This window comes from Ensifer sp. PDNC004 (genome assembly GCF_016919405.1).
In the GTDB taxonomy this organism is placed as follows: domain Bacteria; phylum Pseudomonadota; class Alphaproteobacteria; order Rhizobiales; family Rhizobiaceae; genus Ensifer.
Genome location: NZ_CP070354.1, coordinates 753,577 through 779,032, shown reverse-complemented (window position 1 = coordinate 779,032; position 25,456 = coordinate 753,577). Strand labels below are relative to the sequence as shown.

Below are 25,456 nucleotides of genomic sequence, written 5' to 3'. Positions count from 1 at the left end.
GGCGTCTGAACCCATAATTTTATCGAATTTTTCCAGGAACACATCGTGCTCGCATTAGCAAGAATATTCAGGCGTGGCCTTGGCGAAAACAGAGCGACAATCGGAGTTTTCGCGCGCGCGCTGGACGCCGTCATTTCATCGGTCGATATCGGGAAAATCAGCGTCATCCTACCCTCCGGCGAACGTATTGAACATATCGGCACACGTCCGGGGCCTTCGGCGGCGATCACTATTCACAAATGGCGGGCCGTCCGTCGGCTCGCGACAGGTGGTGATCTCGGCTTCGCGGAAGCCTATATCGACGGGGACTGGTCGACGCCGGATCTGGAAGCCACTCTGGACCTGGCCGCACGCAACATCGATATGCTCGATGGGAAGATTTCAGGTCACTTGGCGGTCAGGCTGCTGCAGCGGTTTCGCCATGCTCTGCGCGCGAACAACAGGACCGGTAGCCGGAAGAACATCGCCTATCACTACGATCTCGGCAACGCTTTCTACAGAGAGTGGCTCGACCCGAGCATGACCTATTCCTCCGCGCTCTACGCGGAACCGGCCCTCAGCCTGGAGGAGGCCCAACGGGCAAAGATAGAGCGGGTCAAGCAGCTCCTGTCGATCAAGGGTGGCGAGCAAGTTCTGGAGATTGGTTGCGGTTGGGGAGCACTCGCAGTAAGCCTCGCCCATGCGGGCGCCACGGTGGATGGTGTCACGCTATCCTCCGCGCAACTGGACCATGCGACGGAGTGCATCCGGGCCAAAGGCCTTCAAGAAGCGGTGCGTCTGCAGTTGAAAGACTACAGGGATGTTACAGGAAGCTATGACCGGATCGTGTCCATCGAGATGCTGGAAGCGGTTGGCGAGGCCTATTGGCCGCTGTTTTTCAATATGCTGCAGCAAAGGCTTCGCGCGGGCGGGCACGCCGTCCTTCAGGTCATTACGATCGATGAGAGTCGTTTTGCCGCATATCGAGACGCGGCAGATTTCATTCAGCGGCATGTCTTTCCCGGGGGCATGCTTCCGACCAAAAACATCATCCAGTCACAAGCTGCGCACGCAGGGCTTCGAATGGTCCAATGCGAGTATTTCGGATCGGATTATGCTCGAACACTCCTCGAGTGGCGGAAGCGATTTCGCGCCGCGTGGCCCCGCATCAGCGCACTGGGCTACAGTGAACAGTTTCATCGCCTGTGGGACTATTACCTCTGCTACTGCGCGGCTGGTTTTAAGGCCGGAACCATAAATGTCGGCCTCTATGTATTGGAACGGCCTGCCGACCCCATTCGCGCGAGGGCGGATACTACCGAGCTTATTCCCACGCTTCCTGGTAACTGAAATTGGCATAACAAAGAATGCGAATGACATCTGCAAAAATCGAACACAGCCATCCGCCTGTCAAACACGGCAAGGTGGGCGTTCTGCTCGTCAATCTCGGCACGCCCGACGGCACGGACTACACGTCCATGCGGCGCTACCTGAAGGAATTCCTGATGGACAAGCGCGTCATCGAGTGGCCGCGCATCGCCTGGTACCCGATCCTGTTCGGCATCGTGCTCAACACTCGCCCCGGTAAGGTCGGCAAGGCCTATGAGACGATATGGAACAAGGACAGGAACGAGAGCTACCTGCGGACCTATACCCGCAGCCAGGCCGAACTGATGGCCGAAGCCCTCAAGGACCATGCCAACGTCATCGTCGACTGGGCCATGCGCTACGGCCAGCCGTCTATCGCATCGCGCATGGACGCGCTGCAGAAGGCCGGCTGCGAACGCATTCTCGTCTTCCCGCTCTATCCGCAATATGCCGCCGCCACCACGGCCACCGTCAACGACAAGGCCTTCGAGACGCTGCTGAAGATGCGCTGGCAGCCGGCGCTGCGCACCGTGCCGCCCTATCACGACGACCCGACCTATATCGACGCGCTCGCCGTCTCCATCGAAAAACACCTCGCAACGCTCGACTGGGAACCGGAAAAGGTACTTACCTCCTTCCACGGCATTCCGAAGAGCTATTTCGAGAAGGGCGACCCTTACTATTGCCAATGCCAGAAGACCGCACGCCTGCTGCGCGAACGCCTCGGCTGGTCGAGCGACAGGCTGCTAATCACCTTCCAGTCCCGCTTCGGGCCGGAGGAATGGTTGCAGCCCTATACCGACAAGACAGTTGAAAAGCTGGCACAGGAAGGTGTCAAGCGTATCGCCGTGCTTAATCCCGGGTTCGTTTCCGACTGCCTGGAAACACTGGAAGAGATCGCCGAGCAGGCTGCCGAAAGCTTCCTGCACAACGGCGGCGAGAAGTTCGCGCACATCCCCTGCCTCAACGATTCCTCCGAAGGCATGAAAGTGCTCGAGAAGATCGTCAGGCGGGAGCTTTCGGGTTGGGTCAACCCCAAGCCGCTGTAATAGGTCTCAAATTACTGCCTCCCGGGAATTCATTTTGAATAGAAGCAGTATCGCGCTGCTTCTTTCGGTCTAAGCGGCAATACGGACGTAAACTGCCGCGTGCCGATCACTGTCCCGACACGAAACTTGCTCGCTGTAGTCGCGTCTTGATTTCCCACTCTGAGACTAAGGAATTAGCAAACCTTTACGAACAACAAGGGTACGGCGGGAACGCGAAACATTACAAAGAAATGTGTCGGAGTTGCAGAGTCGCTGGCGAAGGTAGATTAAACATTATCTATGACGTCGTAGGAAAAGGCGTATTCGTTGAATTCACTGGCCGATCGCACTATCTCGAGGGGCCATTTCCAAACAGGAGAAAAGCGCTAGCAGCCGCGATGTGATTTTGCAGATCCGAAGGCTGGCCTTCGGGTTTCGAAAATCGTGAGGTACGTGACGATTGATGAAAACTGGAATGTAGTCCTTTTTCGTTATCAGTGATAATTAGGAATTTACATCGTGAATGCTGCCATTATTTTCCATTTTTTTTAGATTATCATCGCGACTATACTATTACAATAAAAGTTACTTACTGCGCTACGGAGATCATAACCTAGAATAGGGAGGATTTCATGAACCATCTCACGCTCACGATCGGGACCGCTCTGTTGGCAGCGTTCCTTTCAGCCGGTGCTGGAACTGCATCTGCGGCCCCCAAGGTCGCCAAAGTAGGGCCAGATCACTACCGCGGCACCTGGCTGGAGATCGGTCGCACACCCATGTTCCTGACGGACGGCTGCGTCGCGGGTTACTCGACCTACCGGCAAGGCAAAGCACCGGACGAGGTCTCGGTTGAGGATGGTTGCCGGATGGATACGCCCGAAGGCCGCCTCAAGACGGTTCGCGGCAATGGCAAGATCCAGGACTTCGGATCGACGAATGCGAAGCTGCGCGTTCGCTACCCGCTGCTGGTCACTTTCAACTACTGGGTTCTCTACAAATCACCGGACAAATCCTGGTTCATCAGCGCCAATCCATCCATGACGGACCTTTGGATCTATGCCCGTGCCGTCCCCTCCAAGACGAAGCTCCAGCGCATGATAAGTAAAGCGAGCGAACTCGGATATGACGTGCGCAAGCTCGAGTTTCCGCCTCAGTGAGATGTATCGAATGCCTAACTGAAAGATGACGCCCTTTCAAACCCGTTCACCATCGTCCAGCTTCTGCAGAAACGAGGATGCGCTGTTCCGATATGGCTTCCTTTTTTCCCGGGCTCATACGATCCCAAGAGGAGTAAATCTGGGCGAGACGATGGTTTTTGGAGAGGCTATCAGCATTTCGGACGATGAAATCCCAATGCAGGGCATTAAAGGGACAGGCGCCTTTGCCGCTCTTCTTCGAAACGTCGTATCGGCATCCGCCGCAGTAGTTCGACATGCGTGCGATGTAGGCGCCGCTCGCAGCATGGGGCTTGGACGACATGAAGCCGCCGTCGGCAAACTGACTCATGCCAATGACGTTGGGCAATTCCACCCATTCGAACGCGTCGGCATAGACGGCCAGATGCCATTCGTGGACAGCATAGGGGTCGAGGCCTGCCAGCATTGGACAGGTCCGCGCCCTATGATAGCGTTGGCATCATGACCGTCGATCGCATCGCCAGGCTACATATCCAACTCGACGATATCGAGCCTTTGATCTGGCGCAGGGTCGAGGTTCCACTCACGATGAGCTTGAAGGGGCTCCACGATGTCATTCAGGCCGTATGCTTCCTGAGCGTCATGGCAAGGCCACGACATGCGCAGCATCCAGAGTTCGTGCGTTGGTATGGTGGCCGCTTTGAACCAGAAGATTTAAGCGTTGATATCATTCAAGACCGTGTCGCTAAAATTGCGCGACGTCGGACACTTGGAAAGCTGGATTTGCGAAGAGCCAAAACCAGCAGCACTGACCAAATCTAGAAAATACAGAACGAGGCATCATGGGCTAGCGCAACTCTGCGCTGTATACCCTGAAGTATGTCGCAGCCATGATTGATGAGGACAAAGACTTCTTGCGAGAATGTTCGATTGAGATGTTCTCTGAAGATGGCTGCTTGTGTGCATATGATGATTATCCGGCCTCGGAGCTCAGCGAGCACATCATCTTGTTCACCCAGGTGGGGATCGAAAACCTTCAACAGATTATCCGCAATCTTCGCGGAATTGGCGGCCCGCCATCGAAGTGGCGGAAAAAAATCGCAAGAAGCCTCGGCTACTTCGGCCCTCACCGGATGGTTGCTTTGAGGGCGTTCGTCATCAATTCGTTGGTGACCAGCCGACCGGCATCGCGATATTGATGGAGACGGGCCAGGTGTCGACTTTCGTATCCAGCCCAATACCCTTAACCGCATGCGCCGCCATCACGGCCGCGGCAATCTGGCTGACATATGTGCCGAGATCGACGGTCTCCTGCGCATTGGTATCGGATATCCGCCTCCTTATCCCGTTTGTCATCGGTAATGATCAGATAGATCGGCTGTCCGACCACCTCGGATTCCGAATAGCTGAACATGCGTTCGGCGGCCTTGTTCCAGCTGACGATCAAGCCTGAAAATCATTACTGATGATCGCGTCGAAGGAGAACTCGACGATGGCTGCAAGGCGTTCTGTGGTGTGTTCATCCATGCCGACCGCTTGGCTTATCGCGGCGTTAGAGTGATTTAGGCAGGAGCCTGACAGATCAACCTCGCAGACCATAAGAAACTTCAGGCACGGTACCGTATAAAGACTGGCGGTTCGGATGACCGTCTATCGTGGTCAGGCACGGTCGTAGGTAAAGGAGGTCAGCAGCGTCGTCACGAAATTGCTGGCACGTTCCTTGACCAGCATTTCGGTCCACTCGCTGGTTCCGCGAAGCCTCAAGTCGGTCTGGATGCTGTCGACGGCCGCTTCTTCGATCCGCTTGATATGGGCGCTGAAGGCCGCTTCACCCGCACCACGGTACATGTCACGGATGACCATGCGCAGGATTTCCTGGATCGCTATCTGCCAGGCGGTATTGATTGCCTGCAGCTCGTTCGTGTCCGGTGCCATCAAAGGCTCCTCAGAAATGAGTAAGTTCGAGCGCGACCATATATCACGCCCTGATCTATTCCACGGCCGCCTCCCCTAAAAGGCGGGTGCCTAGACGTTAAGCCTTCCGGGCCTTCCGAGCGGCGTAGCGTCTGTCGCGTTCAGCCTTGCGAGCGGCCTCATCTTCAATGACGCGCGATATCCGGGCGTTTTCAGCGGACTGTCGCGCCTCAATCTCGGCCGCGGCGGCGGCCTCGACGGCTGCCTGCTCTTGCGCTGCAAGTGTTTCGAGGCGGGTGCTCTCCTCGACTCTCAGTCGTTCCCGTTCTGCACGGCGCGCTTCGCGGGCTTCAACAAGCAAGATGCGCTCCGCCTGTCGGGCGGCTTGAACTGGCTCTGCCGCCGTCTTTGCGGCCCGGTAGGCAGTGAGAAGAGCGGCCTTGGCGTCTGCAGCAGCGGAGCGTCGGTCGGTGAGTTCGTTATCTCTGGCGTGTCTCAAATCATTATCCTGATTTAGCGTTTGGGATGATCAACTGGCCTTGGATCGTTTGGCAAGAAGCGCCGATGTTGCAGACATCCTGTCTGCTTGCTCCTTGGCGAGGCGCGCTTCGCGCAGCCTGACTGTCTTGGCGTCGCGTGCTTGAGCTTCGGATTCGAGCTCTTCCGCCGCATTGTTCTTGGCGAAAAACTCCGTCCGGAGATTGCCGAAGGCGGTTTCGGCCTGCTGGCGAGATTTACTATATGTCTCTGTCACTGAATTTCCTCGATGTGGCTTGAGGCCAGAACGAAAAAGGCCAGGCATGACGCCTGGCCTAAAAGTGATAATTGCTTCCGGCAGTGCCAGTACATCCGTGGTCAAAGGGAAGCAGCCATCCTTAGGCAGCCTGCAGATTGCAGGCCGACATCTTACCCGACTTCTTGTCGCGCTCGAGGTCGAAGCCGATCTTCTGGCCTTCGACGAGATCGCGCATTCCAGCGCGCTCGACAGCCGAGATGTGAACGAAAGCGTCAGCGCCGCCGTCGTCAGGCTGAATGAAGCCGAAGCCCTTGGTGGAATTGAACCATTTAACTGTGCCAGTGGTCATTGTGAACCCCTTCAAGCATAGAGTGAAGAACTGCGGAGCGGATGCCACGCAGACGAAAACCGACTATTTTTGAAAGAGAATTTCGCTTAGAGCGCGGTGCCAATCGCGCGGTAGACAAAGCTCGGCAAGCAAAAGATCGATGACCCGTCTATACGGGGTCTGGGGCCACTCGTCAACGCTTAGTTTTCGAAACCCCTAAATGCACCGATAGAATGCGCTTGTCTTCGCGGTTGCGGTGGCAGCCTGAACGGTCGTCCTCGTCTCGCCGAGTGGTCAATCTGGATCGTTTTATGGTGGCTCCACGGTCCGATACTGGGTCGAAGCGAGACGAACGTTTTCACGATCAAAGTGAAACGGTCGGTGTACTGACCCCTTCATGTTGCTCCAAGATGTGTTTCATCACCGCTCACCTCACCTGACTGGATCCCGGCCGTCGCCTTGACCGTATCGCCTCTGGCATAAAGGTATCTGGCGCTAGCAGGTCGTGCTTTTCCACAAAGGCCGCAAACAGCCCGCGGGCTGTTTCCGCTTCGATTTCGCCGCGCAACGCGGCGCCACAGGCATTGAGGGCCGCGCGGTGCGCTGCATCCCGGTTCGAGGCTGGCCACTCGACCAGGTGCCGGTAAGCTTCCATCACGGAACAAACGTCGGCGGGAAATCCAAGTCCGACGAGGATCGTCACGGGCGTTTTGAACATATCGGGTTTCATTCGTGTGCTCCTTTCCAACCCAAAATGTCGTTGGGGGCCCTTCAGCAAGGGCCCCCTTCTTACCGCGAGCTTTATCCAGCTTTCCGTGCTTCGATTTGCGGCGCAGCATCCAAGCCTGTTGGAGTGGTCAAGCCCTGTATCGTAATCTTCCGCGGCTTCATCTCTTCCGGAACCTCGCGCACGAGTTCGATTTCCAGGAGACCGTTGTTCAGGTCAGCCGCATGAACCCTGACATGATCGGCAAGCTCAAAGCGATGCTCGAACGGCCGCCCGGCAATGCCGCGGTGCAAATAGCCGTCCGAAGCCGCTTCCTGCTTCTTTCCGGTGACGGTCAGGAGATTGGACTGAAATGTGATTTCGAGATCGTCCGGGGCAAAACCTGCGACCGCGATCGAGATGCGATAGCTGTCATCGCCCGTCTTGACGATGTCGTAAGGTGGCCAGTCACTGATCGTGCGGGCGCGATGCGCATTCTCAAGCAAACTGAAAATCCGGTCGAACCCGACGCTCGAGCGGAACAGGGGTGCGTAGTCGTAAGATGTTGCCATAACCATATCCTCCTTGAAGCAACATGGATATGAAGGCGCCGAGGGCGACGCCTCCAGCAAAGCCAGCCCTTGCGGCGACTGGCGATCATCGATTTGGTTTGGGATTTTCCAGGTTTCAAGAGCTGTGGGCGCAAATTTTTTGCCGTCGAAGATTGGCCTCATTATTCGCCGCAGCACTCTGCGTTAACACGGCATTCCGCCAGGTTCTCAGAACCAATATTTACCGGCAATCATCGTCTTTCTGGTGAAAGTCCCGGGCCCTCAGTGGATGGCGTGGCTGATCATTCGATAAGGACGACCTGCGTGAAAATTTGAGATGACAGCCGTCGCCTGCTGAAGCACGCGTTCGGCATCTTGTCCGTTGTCGCGCGCCAGTTCGCCGGCGTTTATGCGGATCGCCTGGGCCATGTTGGCCGAAAACGCGGCGAAGTGCCGCTTACCTTCGACATAGGCCTCGTGGGAGGTGTCCTCCAGAACACGGGCAATATCGGCAAATAGGTCTTCGCGTTCCTGAATGCTAAGGTCTTTGATCAATCTGTTTTTCTCTTCCATAACCGTCTCACTCTGAACAGACGTGCGAGGCGGCCGAGCCCGTCTGTCTCGGCCGTGCAAGAGCTAGGAAGGACAGAGTTCTTATTCAAGCCTCAGTACCTTGGAACTCGCCGCGAATGCAGGGGCCCCTCGCTGGGCCCATCAGCCGCCGATGCGGATATTGTGGGGTCTTCGATATCGATCGGCTGTCCCGTCGGCACGCCTTCGTACCCCGCATGCGAGCCGGATGCCGGCATCGGCGTCTATTCCAGCGTCCAGGCCACTTCCTTGACGCCGCCATGATTCATGCTCGCATGTGTCGCATCCGAGAGAGGCACGTTATCCCATTTTTCCGCTGGGAAGGTGCTCCATGCCTGCGTCATGCGCTCGCCCCAGATCCCGGCCCAGGTAAGCCCGGAAATCAGGAACACGAGCAGGATGGCGGCCGCGTAGACACCGACGGTCTGGTGCAACGACTTCCAGACCTGGCGACCTCGGCCAGAAATCCGCGGAACGAGCGAGGCTGCGATGCTTCGACCGTCGCGCGGCCACCACAAATAGAGCCCGGTGACGATCAGGACGACGCCGAACCCAGCGGCAATCTCGATCGGCCGATCGACCGCGGCGCCGATGAGGAGTGTACCGTGGATGTCGTTGGCGAGATCATAGAGCGCGTTCTGTCGTTCCCAGGAGCCGAGGACCGTGCCGCGATATGGATCGACGGCAACCATGGTGGCAGCTTCTCCGACATCAAGGCGAAAGACAGCCGGCTGCTCAGCAGTCCGGGGAGCAATGTATTGTACAAAGCGTTCCGCCCTGAACGGCACCACGTGCCGCATTAGCCTGCGCTGAAACCGCAACGATTTGTTGCGCCGGCTCGACGGAATAGAGCTTCTCACCGTCGCGGCCAACAAGCACCGCCGACCAGAGCATCATAAGCCCGGTGACGGCCAGCATGATCAGGAATGGAGCGCCGTATAGTCCGGCATAGAAGTGCCAACGCCAGGCCGTCGTGTAGAAGGCTCGTGAGAGCGATCTCTCGGCGCTTGCTGGCGGGATATTTGTGGTGAGCGTCATTGATTGTCCTCTGTTTGACGAAATGCGTTCACGCCGCGAAAGCGCGTGCGTTGCCGGCAGCAAGCGCTTCGAGCGCCGTGCGGTCACGGATGGTGATGATTTCCGGGTGATCGAATGCGATCAGTCGCCCGCGCTTGAACGCGCCGAGGCACCGGCTGACGGTTTCGAGCGTCAGCCCCAGCCAGTCGGCGAGATCGGCGCGGGTCAAGTGAAGGTTGAACGTTGTCTTGCCCTTGCCCGAGGGCGATCGTGACTTGCGGGCGAATTGGCTTGCAAGATCGAGGAGGGCCGTGGCAACCCGTTCGGCAGCCGTCTTGCGGCCGAGCAAAATTGCGTGGGCCTGTGCGCGCAATAGCATCTGCCGCATGACCACATCGATGACCGCAGCTTGTGGCGGTCCGTCGAAAGTCTCGACGCTTGTCGCGGCAAGCGTCATGGCCCTGCAGTCCTGAACGTCAACGAGACCGGACCCGAAAAGTCGCCCCGGTCCAAGCACGTCAGGGATCAGTCGCCGTCCATCGCCAAGTTCGCGGTAAAGGGCGACGCAGCCTTCAACCACCCGAAGTGTCGTCGGGCGCGAGATAAACTTGCGTTCGAGCGGCAACGCGGCTCTGGTGCGATGTTGGGCCATCAAACGGGCCATTGAAGAAAAGAATGGGCGAACTGCCACCCACGACCGTCCTGCTGAACATGGAATGTGATCCGGCCTTGGGCCGGCACATGCCCGTACGAGGGACACGTTTTCCGGCCGCAGACTGATGGAACTGCCGCGCGATGGCGGCAGAGGCTCAGGCTGAAAGACCGGAAGGTGGACCACGTGGCGAGGTGTTTGGAGGAAAGAGCTGGCGATAAAACGTTTCCGTGCGGGTAGGCACGAACAGGTTGATCGACCGAGAGATCGGCCTCCCGGCGGAATCGGCCGGCGACGGCAGCAAGACAGCGGAAGCGAGGCGGCAGAACTCGCATCCCGTTCCTGCATCATGGCTGCCATGGCTGGATTTGCCATCTTCCGATGGCAGGCAGAGAACGGGACTTGTCCCGTCGGGAAGGACGTATTCCGACAAGAGTTCCGCCGGGAGAGGTGAGGCCGCCGCCATCGGCGGCTTGTAGGTGAAACCGGCAAGCAGCAACGCCAGCGCGCACAAGATGCGCACTGCCCATTGCTCGGCACGGCTCAGTCCCTTGGCCATCGACTCCCCAACGTGATCCAAACGTCTGCGCACTACAAGCAGATCCTTGAGTGACGTTCAATGCGACCTCGCACTCGGTGAAGCGGAATTCATAGCCGCTGGTCGGTTTGCCATAGCGCCATACGCTTCCCCGAACAGCTGATATCTCCGAAGATCAGCACGCCAAGCCAGCCGACCTCGCCAGATGCGGGATAAGCCGAAAAACCGAGTGACGCGAAAGTTAGCTAGTGTCAAAGAGCGAGGAATGTTGTGAGCGACAGTCAAACAATCAGTTTCTATTCCGCAATTCGCAACGATCGAGAGGCGCTAGGCCGTCTCGCAGCCGCAAAAAGTGAGTCTGAATTGATCGAGCTGATCCTCGATGAAGCGCGGACGCGCAACTGCCTGCTCGAGGTCGAACAGATCAGGGCAGGTCTTGCCAATCTCGGCAGCCTGGTTGGCAAGGCCGCTGGAAACGATGAACTTCGAGACTTCGAGCTCGAACTTGTTTCCGGGGGTGTCGAATCTGCACGGGAGCAATGGGAGCGCGCCAAAAAGGCCAATGGCGCCTGCTGGTAAGCCCCCTCCAGGATTGGATCACGTTTCGGCAAATCTTGCTTCGGCCGAGGCCGTAACGGCGCGTGACTCCGCTGTGCGACCGCGCCGTGCTGGTTGGTTGAAGGCACCGACGCGCCATGCCTTGCGCGTCCAAAAAGGTTCAGCAAACTCAATGAGTCGGCAAGAAAATCGATCCTCATTTCGCAAAATTCAACGAGAAACCTGTGACTGCTAAACTTGTTTCCTCGTTTATGTTCGGGCTAGTTGCCGCCATAGATGGCCTGGGTACCAGTGTTGCCTTCGCAGCACTGCTCTTCTCCGGCAGTCTCGCCTCAGGCTTTGGAGCTGGCGTCAGCGTCATGCTTTTGAGCTGTGTAATCCTCGCGATCTACGTGTCGTTGCGCAGCCGTTTTTCCACCAGCGTCGCGCAGGTTCAAGAGACCAGCATCGCCATTCTGGCCTCAACCGTGGCCGTTGCGACCAGCTCGATGAGCGCTGCCGGCCCGCAGGAAAAGGTTGCCACGGCCTTTGCAGTCCTCGCCGTCAGCACATTGGCGACAGGCTCCGTTTTCTACCTCTCCGGCCGCTTCCGTCTGGGTACCTTGGTACGGTTCCTGCCCTACCCGGTAGTGGCGGGCTTTCTCGCCGGCTCCGGGTGGCTACTCATTGAGGGCGCACTCGTGATGATCCGCCCGGGTGCTGATCCGGTAAGCCTCATCCAATCACTTTACGATTTCGCCGCGCTCGGCATGCTTTTCCCGTCGATCGCCTTTGCAATCGCCTTGGCGGCCGCCCTTCGCCTGACGCCTAGTCCATTTGCTGCGCCGATTGTCACGCTGGCCGCGATCATGCTGTTTTATGGCGCTCTTGGTCTCACGGGCCTGTCGATCGAAGCGGCCCGTGCATCGGGGTGGTTGCCGGCGATCGCGAACTCCGGTGGTCTTTCCCTCCCATCGCCGATTTGGGTCATCTCGGCCGCAGACTGGTGGGCTGTGATCTCGATCGCGCCTATGCTCGTCTCGCTTCCGCTCGTCGCGATGACTGGTATGCTTCTCAACACAAGTGGGCTTGAGGCAGCGGTCGGTCGCGACATCGATGCGAACGCCGAACTGCGCGTTACGGGTCAGGCAAACGTGGTCGTCGGCTTTATCAGCGGCGCATCCGGCTTTACCGGGCTCGGCATGACGCTACTGGCGCGCCGACTGGGTGTCACGGATCGCTCCGCCGGTCTTGCAACCGCTGCCATTATGGCGCTGGCTCTCCCCTTTGCGACCGACCTTGCCGCCAGCATCCCGCTGTTCGTTGCAGCGGGCCTGATGATCATGCTCGGTGCGGAACTCCTCTACGACTGGGCTATCGCGGTGCGAAAGACGTTGCCCGGGCTCGAATGGGCCGTGGTGCTGTCGATCGTCGGATCGATGATGGCCTTCAGCTTCATGGCCGGTATGGCAGTGGGGCTCGCCGCATCGCTGGCAACCTTCGTCTACACCTATGCTCGACTGCCTGTCATTCGCCTTGCCGCAAGCGGGCGCGACCGGCGCAGCCGGACCGACCGCTCGCCCGCGACAAATCGTATTCTCGATGAGAAGGGCGATCTCATCCACATCCTGGAGCTTCACAATTATCTCTTCTTCGGCACGATGGGACAGGTCGTCGATGCCGTTAAGGAGCGTCTTGACGCCAGTCCGCCGCCTCGCTTCCTAATCCTCGACTTCCGACGCATCGGCGGAACGGATTCGGCTGCGGTTGCTGGATTTGCACGGATCTTCAGCCTTCTGGCCGCTGAGGGGGTTTCTGTCACTCTCTCGTCCTTGCCGCCTTCGGTAAGGGCTATGCTCGACCCGGTTCTGCAATCCGACTGCCATGCCGGAAGAGTGGCGTTTGCCTGTGACCTGGACCACGCGCTCGAAGACTGCGAAGAGCAGTTGATCAAGGCGGAGTGCGGTGAGCACAGCGACAATGATGTTGCCGCCCAGCTGGTCAAAGCGCTCGGGCCTCACCCGCGACTTGCAGCACTCATCAGCTCGATGGAGCGCTTCGAGCGGAAAGTCGGAGAACGACTGATCGCGGCCGGCGAGCAGGCAGACGACATCTTCCTTTTGGGGCGTGGCGTGGTGAGGGTGCAGATCACCTTGCCCGATGGACAAGCCCTGCGCCTGCGCAACATGGCATCGGGAGCCGTGCTTGGTGAAATCGCCTTCTACCTTGGCGAAACGCGTACAGCAGACGTGCTCATCGAAAAAGAGGCCGTGCTGTTCAGGCTGACACGGAAGGCATTGAGATCGATGGAGACGAACGACCCCGAACTTGCCGTTCTCGCCCACCGGCTGTTCGCCCGCGCGCTAGCGGATCGTCTGACCGTCGCCAACCGCATGGTCACAGTCGCAAACGCCTGAGCCGTCCAATCGCCAAAAAATTCACTCGACGTGCGTGCCGCTCTCGGTTTCGTAAGGAACGTGGAGCCCGAGGGCCGCCGCGTTGTGGGGTGTCGCCGTGGGAATTGCATGGCGACCGGCTCAATCGTTTTCGAACAAGATCGCGACGCCGCTGCATCGGCAGACCGTCATCAAAGTAGCCAGTGGATTGGCGCATATTGCCGGTTCCGTGGCATCTCCAGACCATTTGCTTTCTAAAAAACCTAAACAGTTGCAAAGCCTTGCCGGTTGTCGCCAAAAGATTCCAGCCGCGAAAAAACAAACCGCGGCGGCGGCATTCGCCCCAATCGAACAGCGATAGCCTGTAACTCAAACCTGGCACGAGGAGACCGGTCGATGAGGATCGACGCCCTGACACTCGATGGTTCGGCGACAGTCTTTGCGTCCCAAAGGATCCGAGCCGCAGTCGGAATGGTCGGCGTCGTCCACCACGGAAGCACGTTTGGCGGACTTGAGCTCTACGTCATGCTCGCCGAAGCGGAACAGGACGCGAAACTGGACCTCCTGTGCAACGAGCAGGGCGATTCGCTGACGTGCCTCTTTGCGTTGGCCGGTCACGCTTGCCTTGGCCTTTCACGGCTCGAAGCCGGATATGGCTGGCACAATCACGGTTCCGGCACACTGCAAGTGCATTTTCCGGCAAGAACACGCACGCTGGTTGTGGGCTACCGAGCGACTACTTGTTGCATTGCACGCCTGACGGATCTTCCACCTCACGCGCTTGCACTTGAGCGGCCGGCCCTGCGTCGCACGCCAGAGATCTTGATCTCGAACCTCAATTTGCTCGCGACCCCGCCGATCGCCGGCCACGGCAGCGATATCTATCGTTGGGGCAAGCTCCTGGAAATCCTGGCTCTGCATGCGCCAACGCTCGCCTTGGATGAGGTGCGGGAAGGCGAAGGGGTCCTAAGCCTGCGCGAACGTGAGGCCGTGGGACGCGCCGCACAAATTCTATCGTCCCACCTGTCCCAGCCCCCTTCTCTATCGGAGTTGGCCGAGGCAGCAGGTCTCAGCCAGCGTCGTTTGACGCAAGGCTTCCGCGAAAGCTACGGATCGACCATGTTCGGATACCTGCGCGAAGCGCGTCTGTCTGCGGCACGCGTCATGCTGGAGGAGACCGACATGCCACTCAAGCAGATCGCCTTCCATGTAGGGTACGGACACGCAAACAACTTCATCGCAGCCTATCGCGAGCGCTTCGGAACGTCGCCGCGCCGTCATGCGCGAAAGCTGGCCCACGGATAGAAGCAGCGTCCCTTGTGCCGGCGAAGTCATAGAACGAGGGTCGTCGCCTCTCGCGCCGCGAACACGCGGGGCCAACTGCCCCGAGCCGCCTGCTCGATCCGATCCATGAACGCGTCGTCATGCGCCGGATCATGATGAATAAGCCCCAGCCGTCTCGCTCCTGACGCTCGCGCAAGCCGTACGGCATCTTCCCAGGTAGAATGTCCCCATCCCTTGCGGTTTTCATATTCCATGCCGGTATAGGCGGCATCAAAGAGCACGAGATCAGCGCCTTCCATCAGCGCGGTCGCTTGCTCGTTCCAACCGGGCGCGACTTCATGGTCGGTTATGTAGACGAGGCTCCTATCGGCCCATTCGAGCCGATAGCCGGTGCAGCCGCCCGGGTGGTTGAGAGGGGCGGTTCTGACTGTAACGCCATGTCCCGGCGCAAGAGTCTCGCCCGATTCGAAATCGGAAAACCGGATATCGGCAGCCATCGCGGAAAGGGGAACCGGGAAATAAGGTGCCTGCATCTGCCCCATGAGGACCTGCATTACGCCGCCATTGTTCGCCATGCTGCCCGCATGCACATGGATGCGCCAACGTGCGTCGTAACAGGGTGCGAAAAAGGGGAAGCCGCATATGTGGTCCCAATGCGCATGCGACAGGAAAATGTGGCAGATACCGGGCTTCGCCTCGGCAAGCCGACGCCCGAGCGGCATAAGGCCAGTGCCCGCATCCAGGATGAAGATTTCGCTTCCGATCTTCACCTCCACGCAGGCAGTGTTCCCGCCATAGCGTGCGAAGGCGCCGCCCGAGCAGGCGATCGAGCCTCGCACCCCCCAGAATGTCACCGAAGCCGTCATCTGGCGGCCATCACTTCGAGGTCGCTCTGAAGACGCCATTCCAATTTTCGGATGGCGGCTGACGTCTGAGATCGGCGATGCGCTGAGCATAGAGGTCGTAGAGGGCCGAAAACTCCGCAGAAGTGCTTCTGAGGCGTTCAAGACGCGCCTCGGCTTCGTCCCAAGCACCAGTTCGATAAGCCAAGAGCATGGCGTCATGTCCCTGTGGAGCCTTTCCCAGCGTGAAAATGCGCACCGCCTCCTCCTTTCCCTTGACTACGATGAGGTCGAGCTCCACCCCTGCAAGCCCCGCCCGCTGCAGTGTCTCCTCGCTGACCACGATCGTTACACCATAGGTCTTCGACTGCCCCTCGAGACGGGACGCCAGATTAACGGCATCGCCGAGTGCCGAATAGTCGAACCGCCGTTCGGAGCCCATGTTGCCGACAACACAGGAACCGGTGTTGATACCAATGCCAATCCCGAGTTTGACGGGCAGTTCCCGGTTCAGCGCCTCAAGTTCAGCCATCATGGCCTGAGCAGCCGCACAAGCTTGGCTTGCGTGTTCTGGGTCGTCGAGAGGGGCATTCCAGAAGGCCATGATGCAATCGCCCATATATTTGTCGATGGTACCGCCTGCCGCGAGGATCACATCGCTCATGGGCGTGAGAAAGCGGTTGATGAGGCTGGTCAGCTCCTGAGGATTGCCCCTGAAATGCTCGGAGATCGCAGTAAACCCCCTGACGTCGCAGAACATCAGCGTCAGCTCTCGTGTCTCGCCGCCAAGGGCAAGTTGCTTGGGATCGGCCGCGAGCCTCTTGACGAGAGCCGGGGAAAGATACTGACCGAAGGCCGCCGTTACATGCCGGCGGTCGCCCTCGACCTTCAGATATGAGGCCAGCGACCCGGCCATATAGACGAAAATCCCCGCAAGTCCCGGTGTCACGGGGTCGAGAAGCAGCCGTTCGGCAACATAGAGATGCCAGGACGCCGCGCCTGCAACCAGCAACGCTGCCAACCCCGCAAAGGCGCTCCAGAAGGCGTTGGCATAGAACAGCGACGCCATCAGCAGCAGGCCGAGCGCGAGCGTAGCCAGCCACTCAGCTCCTTCCGCCCAATCGGGCCGTTGCAGAAACGACTGCAGCAGGATCTGCTCGATCGCTTGAGCATGGGCCTCGACGCCTGGCATCATCGGGTCCAGGCTGGAAGCTCGGATATCGTTGAGCCCGACTGCCGAAGTACCGATCAATACGATATGCCCGCCGATGAGATCCGGTGGCGCATCGGTGGAAAGCACCTTCCAGGCGGGAACATACCGCGCGCCTTCGGGCCGGGAAAAATGCATACGCAACTCGCCGCGGGCCGTCAGTGGAACTGTGAAATCGCCGATGCGCATGTCCGTGAGGGCGCCAGCTTCAGCCTTCAGGGTGTAGGATCTGGCGCCTTGCGCCACCCGCAGCAATTCGGCAGCCAGACTGGGATAGAGTTTTCCCCGCAAGGCGTACACCATGGGTACGGCACGGACGATCAGTCCATAGGAGGGATAGAAGTCGAACGCACCTGTCCCTGCCGCCGCGTCATCCAATTTGGACAGATTGACGACGGCGCCCTGGAACGAAGGGAGAAAGCCCGCGGGATCCGCTCCGGAGAAAGCAAAGCCCGCCTTTTGCGCCGGCGCTGCCCCATTGGCATGCACGGACAAGCCATAACCCGTGACGACGTTGCCAGCGCGCGCAATCGCATCAGCAAAGCCTGCGTCAGGATCTGGCAGCCGCGCGAGCCCCTCGATTTCGGGATATGCCTGCGCCAGAAATTTGGGAGCGGTGCGGTCTTCCTCGGCGAACACACTGTCAAAACCGATGGCAGCGGCGCCCATTTCGTTGAGCCTCATGGTGAGATCGGCAAGCAGTCGGCGCGGCCATGGCCATTGGCCAAGGCGGCGAAGACTTTCGTCATCAATGTCGATGATGCGAACCGGGACGGATTCGAAGTCGCGCGGCTGAAGCCGCGCATAGACATCGAAAACCATTACCCTTGACCGAACGAGCAATTCACCAGGGTCGAAAGCCCTCCAGACGAGAATGAGGGTGAGCAGACAGGCGGGTGCCAGCAGAATTTTCAAGCGTGAAGACATGAACCGATTGTGTTGACCGCTGCCGGCGCTGCCAATGCGATCGATCCGGAATTCATAGTCCGTGAGGCCCGCCCATAGTTTTCACGCGTTGAGCGTGAAAACGCCTGCCGTCTAGATTGCGAGGCAATCAATCCTTGCGATGGAATCTCATGCGCTACCGTCTTCTGCTCATGGCCACACTGCTGGCTGCCCCCGCCGTTGCCGAGGACGCGCTCTCGGCGGCGCAACTCTTCGAAGCACGCGATGACCCGGAAGGCGCGATTGCAGTCCTGGAACGCCGCCTGATCGCCTTCCCGGGCGATGCGAGCGCGCAGCTGAGGCTCGGGCAAATCTACGAGAGTATTCACTCGGAACAGGCCGCCCGGATCTACTATGTTACGGTCGCCGGCAACGACAGCGCTCCCAAGTCCTTGCAGCGGATCGCGCTTGATCGGCTGCGCGTCATCGATCGGTCCAATCCATGAACCGGCGCCTCGTCTGCACTTTGTTGCTACTGTCGCTGGCGCAGCCGTCCGTCGCGCGCGACATTGGTACCGCAGCGGCGGTTCAGCCAACCGTGGTCGGCGAAGGCGAAAGGATCATCCATCTGAACGCGGCCGTGCGCGCCAACGAGCGGATCGTGACTGGAGCGGAAGGCCGTGCGCAATTGCTCTTTGCCGACGGAAGCGCCTTTTCCATCGGCCCCGGCAGCGACGTCGTGCTCGACGCCTTCGTCTACGATCCCGACCGAAGCACCGGCAAGATTGCGCTGTCGGTGACCAAGGGCGTGTTTCGCTTTGTCGGCGGCAAGCTCTCCAAGGAGCAGCCTGTCACCATTTCGGCCGGCACTGCGACGATGGGCATTCGCGGCGGCATCGCGTTCCTGACCGTTCAGCCCGACCACTCGGTCTCGGCGGCATTTCTCTACGGCGAAGAGTTGACACTGCGCCGAAACGGGGTGACGCGTTCGACGCGCAAGCAGGGTACGGCCATCGATGCGGAGCCGGGCCACGCGCCTCGCACGGCTCGGCCGCTCTCCTCGATCGAGATTGACGATCTGCTTTGTCAATTCGACCGCGGGCCGAAGAAGACCGATCAATTGGCGGAGGTCCCAATCGACCGCAGCAAGCTGCCTGCGAGATAGCTGCCATGTCCCGACAAATCTTTCGGCAGGCGGCGCTTGACCGTCTTTCTTCCCCTGAGCAGTTGGACACGGCACTTCCGCTCGTGAGCGTGAGGGGGTGGGCAGGCATCGCCGTCTTCGGCTTCCTCATTCTATGCGCGCTGCTGTGGGGCGTTTTCGGCTCCTTGCCGTCCAATATTTCGGGCAAGGGGATCCTGGTCGTGCGCGAGGGGCGGGTACAGGAAGCCATGACGTTGGCCTCCGGCGTTCTGATGGAGATCCTCGCTACCCAGGGACAGGTCGTGACCAAGGGACAGGTGGTCGGCCGGATCGAACAGGCCGGCAGCGAACGTCAGCTGCTGAACCTCGACCAGGAGATCGAAGAAAAGCGCGGGGAACTGGCACGGCGCCAGTCCTTGTTTCTCGATGAGATGCGCAGTCGCGAGGCCATCAAGTCAGAGCAGGAAGCGGCTTTGCGCACCAACCTTGAAGCATCCCGCCAGCACGCCGAGTGGCTGGTAAAGTCGATGCCCGGTATCGAGAAACTGCAGATCAAGGGCGTTGTGTCCGCGCGCGGTCTCCAGGATCAGAGGGTTTCGCTCGCCAATGCGCAAAAGCAAGTCAGCGACGTCGAATTGGCGCTCTCCAAACTTGACAGTGATCTCGCCGAACTGCGTCTTTCGCGTGAAACGGCCCTCAAGGAACTGGAGGCGGCCCACAACGATGCGGTACGGCGCAGGGCGCTGACCGAGGCGCGGATGCAGCAGGAAAATCTCATAACCGCACCGGTGGCGGGCCGCGTGGTGGCGGTCAAGCAGGCGGCAGGATCGGTCGTGGCGGCCGGCGCGCAAATCGTTTCGATCGAAACCAACGGTGGTGGGTTGGAGGCCCTGGTCTTTCTGCAGACCGCCGATGGCAAGAAGGTGGTCAAGGGGATGAGGGCGCGCATCACGCCCGACGCCGTGCGCAAGGAGGAGTGGGGCAGCATTCGCGGCGAGGTCCTAGAGCGTTCCGACTATCCGGTCGCAGCCAACGGGTTGGAAGCCTGGATCTCCAACCAAGCCTTGGTTCAGCAACTGGCGGCCGGCAGTCAGCCCTATGTCGCCCGACTGAAGCTGCAGATCGATGAGGACGGTCGGTGGGCGTGGACCTCGGGCAAGTCTCCCCCCATCGTGATCACCTCGGGCACGACCGTCGCGTCCGAGATCACCTATGAACGTCGTCGTCCGATCGATCTCGTGCTTCCTGCGCTGCGCAAATGGTTGAGCCTAGAGCCATGAGCCGTTGGAATGTGGCAGGCACCCGAACGAAAACAACCGCAAGAACGCCGACCATTCTGCAGATGGAGGCCGTCGAATGTGGCGCCGCTTCGCTTGCCATGGTTCTGGCTTGCTACGGTTGCTGGGTGCCGCTGGAGCAGTTGCGAGAGGAGTGCGGCGTCGCCCGAGACGGAACCAATGCGGGCAACATTCTCAAGGCCGCGCGTCGCCACGGTTTCATCGCCAAAGGGTTCCGCAAGGAGGTCGGCCAGCTGTCCGATATCCGCGCGCCCGCCGTTCTTCACTGGAACTTCAACCATTTCGTGGTGTTCGAAGGCATAAGGCGCGGCCGCTACCTGATCAACGATCCTGCCCAGGGCCGCCGCGTTCTTTCGCGCGAGGAAGTGGACGCGGCGTTCACAGGTGTTTTGCTTGCCTTCGAACCTGGCCCCGACTTCGTGCGGCAAGGCACGCCCCCCAGACTCCTGCCCATGTTGGGCGCGCGACTTTCGGGTGCCCGAGATGGGCTCATGATGGTTCTGCTCGCAAGCCTTCTGCTGGCGATCCCGGGGCTCGTCATACCCGCGTTCTCGAAGGTTCTCGTCGATGACATCTTCGGCCGGCAGGCGCAAAGCTGGCTCGCCCCTCTCCTCATTGCCATGGGCTTGACGGCCGTCATCCGCGGCGGCCTCACCTACGTCCAGCAATTTTATCTGGCGCGGCTGGAAGCCAAGCTCGCGGCGGTGGCCTCGTCCCGCTATTTCGAGCGCCTGCTGCGGCTCCCACTTGCGTTCTTCTTGCAACGTCAGCCAGGCGACCTCATGAACCGCGTCGAGGCGGGCGAACGCATGGCGCGGCTCCTGTCGGGCGATCTCGCAACCAGCGCTTTCAACCTGATCTCGGTCATCTTCTTCAGCGTGGCCATGTTGCTTTACGACCCCGTCCTTGCGGCACTGGCGATCGGGCTTTCGGCCGCAAACGGCGTCGCCGTCTGGTTCAACACGACACGCGCCGAGGAAGACAGCGCTGCCGTAGCCTCTACTGCAGGCAAGTTGCAGGGAGCCACCGTCGGCACTCTTTCAGCGATCGAGACGATCAAGGCGAACGGCGAAGAGGACGACGCGTTCGCCACCTGGTCCGGCTATCAGGCCAATGCGCTGAAGACCATTCAGCGGCAGATGGCCGCGTCACAGCTCGTTCAGGTGATCCCGAAACTTCTCTCCGGCCTTACCACGGCGCTTGTACTCGTGTTGGGCGCGTTTCGGGTGCTGGAGGGAGCGATGACGGCCGGCGACCTCGTCGCGTTCCAGACCCTGCTTGGAAGCTACGCCACGCCGATCGCGCGGCTGACCCAGCTTTCGACGCAGGTGCAGGCGGCCAGAGCCGATCTTTCCAAGCTTCAGGACGCTTTCCGCTATCCGATGCCAGAGCCATGCGTGCCCGTTCACCTCACCGGAACGCCATCCGGGCGGATGACGATCGAGAATGTCTCCTTCGGCTATGCGCCCCTGTCAGCACCCATACTTGACGATTTCTCGGTTGACCTTCAGCCAGGGCGACGCGTTGCGCTGGTGGGGGGCTCCGGTTCAGGCAAGAGCACGGTCGGACGTCTCGCGGCCGGCTTGACGGTTCCCTGGACGGGTCAAATACGCATCGATGGTCATCCCCTGGCTGCGCTCGATCCGGCGACGAAGGCTCGGCTTCTAGCCTATGTCGACCAGGACACTTTTCTTTTCGAAGGAACCGTGCGCGACAATCTTTCCCTCTGGGATGACGGCCTCCCCGACGACGCTTTGATGGATGCGTTGCGCGACGCCGAGCTGCTGTCGGAGGTCATGGCGCGCGGCGGGCTCGAGGCGCGCGTCCTTGAAGGCGGCACGAATTTTTCGGGAGGCCAGAGGCAGCGGCTGGAGATCGCCCGCGCCCTCACCCGCAACAGCCGTCTTCTCATCCTCGACGAGGCGACCTCCGCCCTCGACGCTCTCACCGAGCAACTCGTCGACACCAATCTCAGGCGGCGCGGATGCAGCTGCCTGGTCATCGCCCATCGCCTCTCCACCATCCGGGATTGCGAGGAGATCCTGGTGCTGGAACGCGGCCGTGTCATCGAGCGAGGAAATCATGACCGACTGATGGCCCTCGAAGGTGTTTACGCAGGTCTGGTACGGAGCCAGTAGTCATGTCGATTTCGAATGTCGCCGCCGCTGTCATCGACGGCCCGGCCCCTCCGCAAGGAATATGCGGATCGCTGCTGGCGTCCATCGGCGTGCCGATGCCGCCCCGGGCCGGCGGCAGCGCGCGAGAAATCCTCGCCAGCGCGGGTATCCGTCTCCGCAAGGTTCAACTGCGCCTGGACTGGCACAGAAGCTCCCAGGGCGCGATGCTGGCGCGCTTCAGGGGACTGGACGCGGCGCTGATCCCCGGGCCGTTCTCGGGCTACCGCTTGGTTACGACGGAAGGCTCGCATCCGGTCACCGCAGCGCTTGCCGAAGAATTGGAGGGGGAGGCTTTCCTGCTGCATGCTCCCCTTCCACCGGACGCCCGTGAATGGCGCGCGCTCGCGCGCTTCGCAACTGCGGGCAGTCGGGCCGACCTGCTCCACATTGCGACCATGGCCACCGCCGGCGCGTTGCTCGCCGTGCTTTTGCCCATCGTCACGCAACTAATGTTCAACAACGCCATCCCGCAGGCGGATATCCCATCGATCCTGCAGATCGGCTTCCTGCTGCTGGCCGCCGCACTTGGGAGCGCCGCCTTCGCCGCGCTCCAGGGATGGGCCGCACTGAAGATGGAGGGCCGGCTCGATCCGCGCGCGCAGACGGCCTTGTTCGACCGGCTGTTGCGGCTCTCGCCCCGGTTCTTCAAATCCTTCACCGTCGGCGATCTGACCACGAGAGCCCTCAGCATACAAAGGGCGCGCGCCATCGCCTCGGCCTCCGCATTTCAGGTGCTCATGGGCGTGGCAACCGGAATACCAAGCCTGATACTTCTCTTTTTCTATGACGCCAGACTGGCGGCCGTGGCGGTGCTGCTGGCCTTGTTCGGCGCATGCGCTCTAACCGTCATCGCCCGCAGGCAGGTCAAAGCAGGACAAGCGGTGGTCGAGAACGGCATCAGCGGCCTGACGTTGCAGATGCTTTGCGGCATGGCGAAGCTGCGCGCGGGACAAGCTGAAGGACGAGCTTTCAATGTTTGGCTTTCGCACTATGCGAAGCTTTTGCGCCTCCGGCATCGCGAACTCGCCTGGGGCAATCTTACCGAAGTGTTCTCGAATACTTACCCGCTCCTGGCAAACCTCGTGGTCTATGGCCTTGCCGCCTATTTCCTGCAGCAATCGCTTGCCGCAGGCGACGCGGCCAAGGCAATGAGCGCCGGCACTTTGATTGCCTTTTCGACCGCCTTTGGCCAATTCATGGAGGCGCTGACGGCGACCGCTCTGTCCTCAACGCAGCTGCTTTCAGCTCTGCCACATCTCTCACGTGCCAAGCCCATTCTCGAGGCACCGCCCGAGGCTGCCAGCCTCGCGCGCGACGCGGGCAGGCTCCTGGGCGGCATCAGCCTCAATGCGGTATCCTTCCGTTACACGCCAGAGACGCCCCTGGTACTCGATCGCTTGAGCCTCGAAATTCCACCAGGAAGCTTCGTGGCCATTGTCGGGGCCTCCGGCAGCGGCAAGTCGACCCTGCTGAGATTGCTGATGGCGTTCGACATACCCGAGGGTGGTGACATCCTATACGATAGCCAGCCGCTGGCGACCTTGCGTGCCGAATCCGTGCGCAGACAGATCGGCGTGGTGCTGCAGCACGGCCAGGTCCTTTCCGGAACCGTCCTTTCCAACATCGTCGGTGCGAGCGGACGCGGGGTCGATGAGGCCCGTCGCGCCGCAACGATGGCGGGGCTCGATCGCGACATCGACGCCATGCCAATGGGCTATCACACCGTCATGCAATCGGGAGGGACAAGTCTCTCGGGAGGACAGCGCCAACGGCTCCTGATCGCCCGCGCTTTGATCAACAACCCGGCCCTGCTTCTGCTCGACGAGGCTTCGAGCGCTCTCGACAACGTGACGCAGTCCCTGGTGATGGACACTTTGGCCACGCTTCCTGCCACACGCATCATGGTGGCGCACCGCTTGTCGACCATAAGGCGTGCGGATCGGATCCTCGTCATGGAGCGCGGGCGGCTGGTCGAGGACGGCACGTTTGACGACCTCATCCGCAAGGGCGGCGCCTTCGCGCGGCTTGCGCAAAGACAACAGCTCTAAGGATCCGCAGCATGCGAAAGGTACTTTATATTCTCGGCCAACTCACCGACCAGGATGTCGAATGGCTGGCGCGAGCAGGGGAAAGACGCCTGCTGCCGCCTGGCCATCTTCTGATCAACGAAGGCGAGGCTGTGCCGGCACTTTTCGTGCTGCTCACCGGGGAACTGGATGTTGAAATTCGGGGTGTCGGCCAGGTCGCACGCCTGCTGCCTGGAGAGGTCGTCGGCGAGATGAGCTTCATCGACAGAGCCCCGCCTTCGGCTTCGGTCGTCACGTGCGGCCACGTTCAGGTTCTCTCCGTCAGCAAGGCCGCCATCGAAGCGCATATCGCCCGGGACCCGGCCTTCGGCATGCGATTCTACCGGGCCCTTGCCACATTCCTTTCCGACCGCTTGCGAGGAACGGTGAGACGGCTCGGCTACGGCAGCAAGAGCGGCAGCATCGCGGATGAGACGGCCGACGAACTGGATGACGCCGTGCTTGAAGGCGTGTCGCTTGCCGGCGAGCGCTTCACCCGCATGATGGACGTATTGAAGGGTTGAAAGCGATCCCGCGAGATCGGCCTTGAGTTCGCTGGCGCAAGCCGCCTCGCGGGGCCATTTGATGCGACCAAAGGCGGACCCCGGCCACTGTGCGCTCGATTGGTGCCCCTGCAACGGTTTAACAACAAGAACCGCGGACCTGGAAGCCAGATCCGCGGTATTGGGCACCGCCGCGCCAAGACGGCTCTCATGAAGAGCGTGGCGAGACGGTCAACCGCGCTTGGCGACGGATTGGTGGGGGCGACCACACGAATCGGTCGGGCCTCGGACCTGTCCGTAGCCACCCGAGACGATTTCCAGTTCCATCTCCGTCAACTCGTCCCCGCCCGCTGCCTGCTGAACGATGGTGCCTAGGTCTGAAAGAGCTGACCTCACAAGCTCCTCAGTCGAAGCAAAGCCGCGTTTCTCGGCCTCATCCATGATGAGCTCAATTAGCTCCGCTTCACTCCCGGCCTGCGCGAAACGATCGAGCGTTTCAGGATCCTTGCGGATCGCGACATAGAATTGAACGCCTTGTGTATCAGTCATCGGTACGCTCCTCTTCAA

28 protein-coding genes and 2 pseudogenes are annotated in these 25,456 nt (G+C 60.1%); 14 read left to right on the top strand and 16 right to left on the bottom strand.

Features of this window, described 5'->3' with window-relative positions:
* Positions 1-45: 45 nt before the first annotated feature.
* The 3 genes from JVX98_RS31910 (at position 46) to JVX98_RS31900 (ending at position 3,535) form a co-directional block, all read left to right on the top strand.
* Complete coding sequence (locus tag JVX98_RS31910; RefSeq protein WP_205239772.1) at positions 46-1,329, top strand: cyclopropane-fatty-acyl-phospholipid synthase family protein; 1,284 nt, start codon at positions 46-48, stop codon at positions 1,327-1,329.
* Between the two features lie 23 nt (positions 1,330-1,352).
* Complete coding sequence (hemH, locus tag JVX98_RS31905; RefSeq protein WP_205239771.1) at positions 1,353-2,396, top strand: ferrochelatase; 1,044 nt, start codon at positions 1,353-1,355, stop codon at positions 2,394-2,396.
* A 611-nt stretch (positions 2,397-3,007) separates the two neighbouring features.
* The gene (locus JVX98_RS31900) at positions 3,008-3,535 is read left to right on the top strand and encodes a lipocalin family protein (RefSeq protein WP_192448863.1); all 528 of its coding nucleotides are present in this window, start codon (positions 3,008-3,010) and stop codon (positions 3,533-3,535) included.
* Between the two features lie 46 nt (positions 3,536-3,581).
* Here the strand turns inward: JVX98_RS31900 and JVX98_RS31895 are convergent, their stop codons facing one another.
* Positions 3,582-3,980: a hypothetical protein gene (locus tag JVX98_RS31895; protein WP_205239770.1), complete on the bottom strand. Its 399-nt coding sequence runs from the start codon at positions 3,978-3,980 to the stop codon at positions 3,582-3,584.
* Positions 3,981-4,015: 35 nt separating this feature from the next.
* Here JVX98_RS31895 and JVX98_RS31890 point away from each other — a divergent pair, with 35 nt between their 5' ends.
* Positions 4,016-4,336, top strand: coding sequence for a plasmid pRiA4b ORF-3 family protein (locus JVX98_RS31890; RefSeq protein WP_246765093.1), 321 nt, complete (start codon positions 4,016-4,018; stop codon positions 4,334-4,336).
* 319 nt (positions 4,337-4,655) lie between these two features.
* Here JVX98_RS31890 and JVX98_RS32465 read toward each other — a convergent pair.
* The 12 genes and pseudogenes from JVX98_RS32465 to JVX98_RS31830 all read right to left on the bottom strand — a co-directional run.
* Positions 4,656-4,825, bottom strand: a pseudogene (locus JVX98_RS32465) (histidine kinase); the annotation flags it as partial.
* Positions 4,758-4,928, bottom strand: a complete 171-nt coding sequence (locus JVX98_RS32460) for a hypothetical protein (RefSeq protein ID WP_246765145.1) — start codon at positions 4,926-4,928, stop codon at positions 4,758-4,760. The gene JVX98_RS32460 and the pseudogene JVX98_RS32465, both read right to left, overlap by 68 nt.
* A 245-nt stretch (positions 4,929-5,173) precedes the next feature.
* Positions 5,174-5,449 (bottom strand): hypothetical protein, encoded by a 276-nt coding sequence (locus JVX98_RS31875; protein WP_192448861.1) that lies wholly within the window; start codon positions 5,447-5,449, stop codon positions 5,174-5,176.
* A 97-nt stretch (positions 5,450-5,546) separates the two neighbouring features.
* On the bottom strand, positions 5,547-5,927 hold the full coding sequence (locus JVX98_RS31870; RefSeq protein ID WP_205239769.1) for a DUF6481 family protein: 381 nt from the start codon (positions 5,925-5,927) through the stop codon (positions 5,547-5,549).
* Between the two features lie 30 nt (positions 5,928-5,957).
* Positions 5,958-6,182: a hypothetical protein gene (locus JVX98_RS31865; protein WP_192449270.1), complete on the bottom strand. Its 225-nt coding sequence runs from the start codon at positions 6,180-6,182 to the stop codon at positions 5,958-5,960.
* Between the two features lie 121 nt (positions 6,183-6,303).
* A complete protein-coding gene (locus tag JVX98_RS31860) occupies positions 6,304-6,513 on the bottom strand; it encodes a cold-shock protein (RefSeq protein WP_130520340.1) in 210 nt (69 codons plus the stop codon).
* Positions 6,514-6,919: 406 nt separating this feature from the next.
* A complete protein-coding gene (locus JVX98_RS31855) occupies positions 6,920-7,222 on the bottom strand; it encodes a DUF982 domain-containing protein (RefSeq protein WP_205239768.1) in 303 nt (100 codons plus the stop codon).
* 71 nt (positions 7,223-7,293) lie between these two features.
* Positions 7,294-7,770 carry an Hsp20 family protein gene (locus JVX98_RS31850; RefSeq protein WP_205239767.1) on the bottom strand — a complete coding sequence of 159 codons (477 nt, stop codon included), beginning with the start codon at positions 7,768-7,770 and terminating at the stop codon, positions 7,294-7,296.
* A 261-nt stretch (positions 7,771-8,031) separates the two neighbouring features.
* Positions 8,032-8,322 carry a hypothetical protein gene (locus tag JVX98_RS31845; protein ID WP_205239766.1) on the bottom strand — a complete coding sequence of 97 codons (291 nt, stop codon included), beginning with the start codon at positions 8,320-8,322 and terminating at the stop codon, positions 8,032-8,034.
* A 242-nt stretch (positions 8,323-8,564) separates the two neighbouring features.
* Positions 8,565-9,258: pseudogene (locus JVX98_RS31840) on the bottom strand (PepSY-associated TM helix domain-containing protein).
* 148 nt (positions 9,259-9,406) lie between these two features.
* On the bottom strand, positions 9,407-10,009 hold the full coding sequence (locus JVX98_RS31835) for a helix-turn-helix domain-containing protein (protein ID WP_205239765.1): 603 nt from the start codon (positions 10,007-10,009) through the stop codon (positions 9,407-9,409).
* A gap of 157 nt (positions 10,010-10,166) precedes the next feature.
* On the bottom strand, positions 10,167-10,568 hold the full coding sequence (locus JVX98_RS31830; protein ID WP_192448857.1) for a DUF2946 family protein: 402 nt from the start codon (positions 10,566-10,568) through the stop codon (positions 10,167-10,169).
* A 249-nt stretch (positions 10,569-10,817) separates the two neighbouring features.
* Between JVX98_RS31830 and JVX98_RS31825 the strand changes: the two genes are divergently transcribed.
* The 4 genes from JVX98_RS31825 (at position 10,818) to JVX98_RS31810 (ending at position 14,785) form a co-directional block, all read left to right on the top strand.
* A complete protein-coding gene (locus JVX98_RS31825) occupies positions 10,818-11,126 on the top strand; it encodes a hypothetical protein (RefSeq protein ID WP_192448856.1) in 309 nt (102 codons plus the stop codon).
* 203 nt (positions 11,127-11,329) lie between these two features.
* Positions 11,330-13,501, top strand: a complete 2,172-nt coding sequence (locus tag JVX98_RS31820) for a SulP family inorganic anion transporter (protein WP_192448855.1) — start codon at positions 11,330-11,332, stop codon at positions 13,499-13,501.
* 97 nt (positions 13,502-13,598) lie between these two features.
* Positions 13,599-13,841 (top strand): hypothetical protein, encoded by a 243-nt coding sequence (locus JVX98_RS31815; protein WP_192448854.1) that lies wholly within the window; start codon positions 13,599-13,601, stop codon positions 13,839-13,841.
* 35 nt (positions 13,842-13,876) lie between these two features.
* A complete protein-coding gene (locus tag JVX98_RS31810) occupies positions 13,877-14,785 on the top strand; it encodes a helix-turn-helix domain-containing protein (protein ID WP_205239764.1) in 909 nt (302 codons plus the stop codon).
* Positions 14,786-14,811: 26 nt separating this feature from the next.
* Here the strand turns inward: JVX98_RS31810 and JVX98_RS31805 are convergent, their stop codons facing one another.
* Together JVX98_RS31805 and JVX98_RS31800 are read right to left on the bottom strand one after the other, a co-directional pair.
* Positions 14,812-15,720: an MBL fold metallo-hydrolase gene (locus JVX98_RS31805; RefSeq protein WP_246765092.1), complete on the bottom strand. Its 909-nt coding sequence runs from the start codon at positions 15,718-15,720 to the stop codon at positions 14,812-14,814.
* Positions 15,641-17,743, bottom strand: coding sequence for a CHASE2 domain-containing protein (locus JVX98_RS31800; protein WP_205239763.1), 2,103 nt, complete (start codon positions 17,741-17,743; stop codon positions 15,641-15,643). The genes JVX98_RS31805 and JVX98_RS31800 overlap by 80 nt, the downstream gene beginning before the upstream one ends.
* Before the next feature lie 149 nt (positions 17,744-17,892).
* Here JVX98_RS31800 and JVX98_RS31795 point away from each other — a divergent pair, with 149 nt between their 5' ends.
* The 6 genes from JVX98_RS31795 to JVX98_RS31770 are packed head-to-tail and all read left to right on the top strand — an operon-like array spanning position 17,893 to position 24,910.
* The gene (locus tag JVX98_RS31795; protein WP_205239762.1) at positions 17,893-18,207 is read left to right on the top strand and encodes a tetratricopeptide repeat protein; all 315 of its coding nucleotides are present in this window, start codon (positions 17,893-17,895) and stop codon (positions 18,205-18,207) included.
* Positions 18,204-18,866, top strand: coding sequence for a FecR domain-containing protein (locus tag JVX98_RS31790; RefSeq protein WP_205239761.1), 663 nt, complete (start codon positions 18,204-18,206; stop codon positions 18,864-18,866). The genes JVX98_RS31795 and JVX98_RS31790 overlap by 4 nt, the downstream gene beginning before the upstream one ends.
* Positions 18,867-18,871: 5 nt before the next feature.
* Positions 18,872-20,125 (top strand): NHLP bacteriocin system secretion protein, encoded by a 1,254-nt coding sequence (locus JVX98_RS31785; protein ID WP_205239760.1) that lies wholly within the window; start codon positions 18,872-18,874, stop codon positions 20,123-20,125.
* Complete coding sequence (locus tag JVX98_RS31780; RefSeq protein ID WP_205239759.1) at positions 20,122-22,281, top strand: NHLP family bacteriocin export ABC transporter peptidase/permease/ATPase subunit; 2,160 nt, start codon at positions 20,122-20,124, stop codon at positions 22,279-22,281. Before JVX98_RS31785 ends, JVX98_RS31780 begins: the two co-directional genes overlap by 4 nt.
* A gap of 2 nt (positions 22,282-22,283) precedes the next feature.
* Positions 22,284-24,368, top strand: coding sequence for an ATP-binding cassette domain-containing protein (locus JVX98_RS31775; protein ID WP_205239758.1), 2,085 nt, complete (start codon positions 22,284-22,286; stop codon positions 24,366-24,368).
* Between the two features lie 11 nt (positions 24,369-24,379).
* On the top strand, positions 24,380-24,910 hold the full coding sequence (locus JVX98_RS31770) for a cyclic nucleotide-binding domain-containing protein (protein WP_192448846.1): 531 nt from the start codon (positions 24,380-24,382) through the stop codon (positions 24,908-24,910).
* Positions 24,911-25,120: 210 nt separating this feature from the next.
* Here the strand turns inward: JVX98_RS31770 and JVX98_RS31765 are convergent, their stop codons facing one another.
* Positions 25,121-25,438 carry a hypothetical protein gene (locus JVX98_RS31765; RefSeq protein ID WP_205239757.1) on the bottom strand — a complete coding sequence of 106 codons (318 nt, stop codon included), beginning with the start codon at positions 25,436-25,438 and terminating at the stop codon, positions 25,121-25,123.
* Between the last annotated feature and the right edge of the window lie 18 nt (positions 25,439-25,456).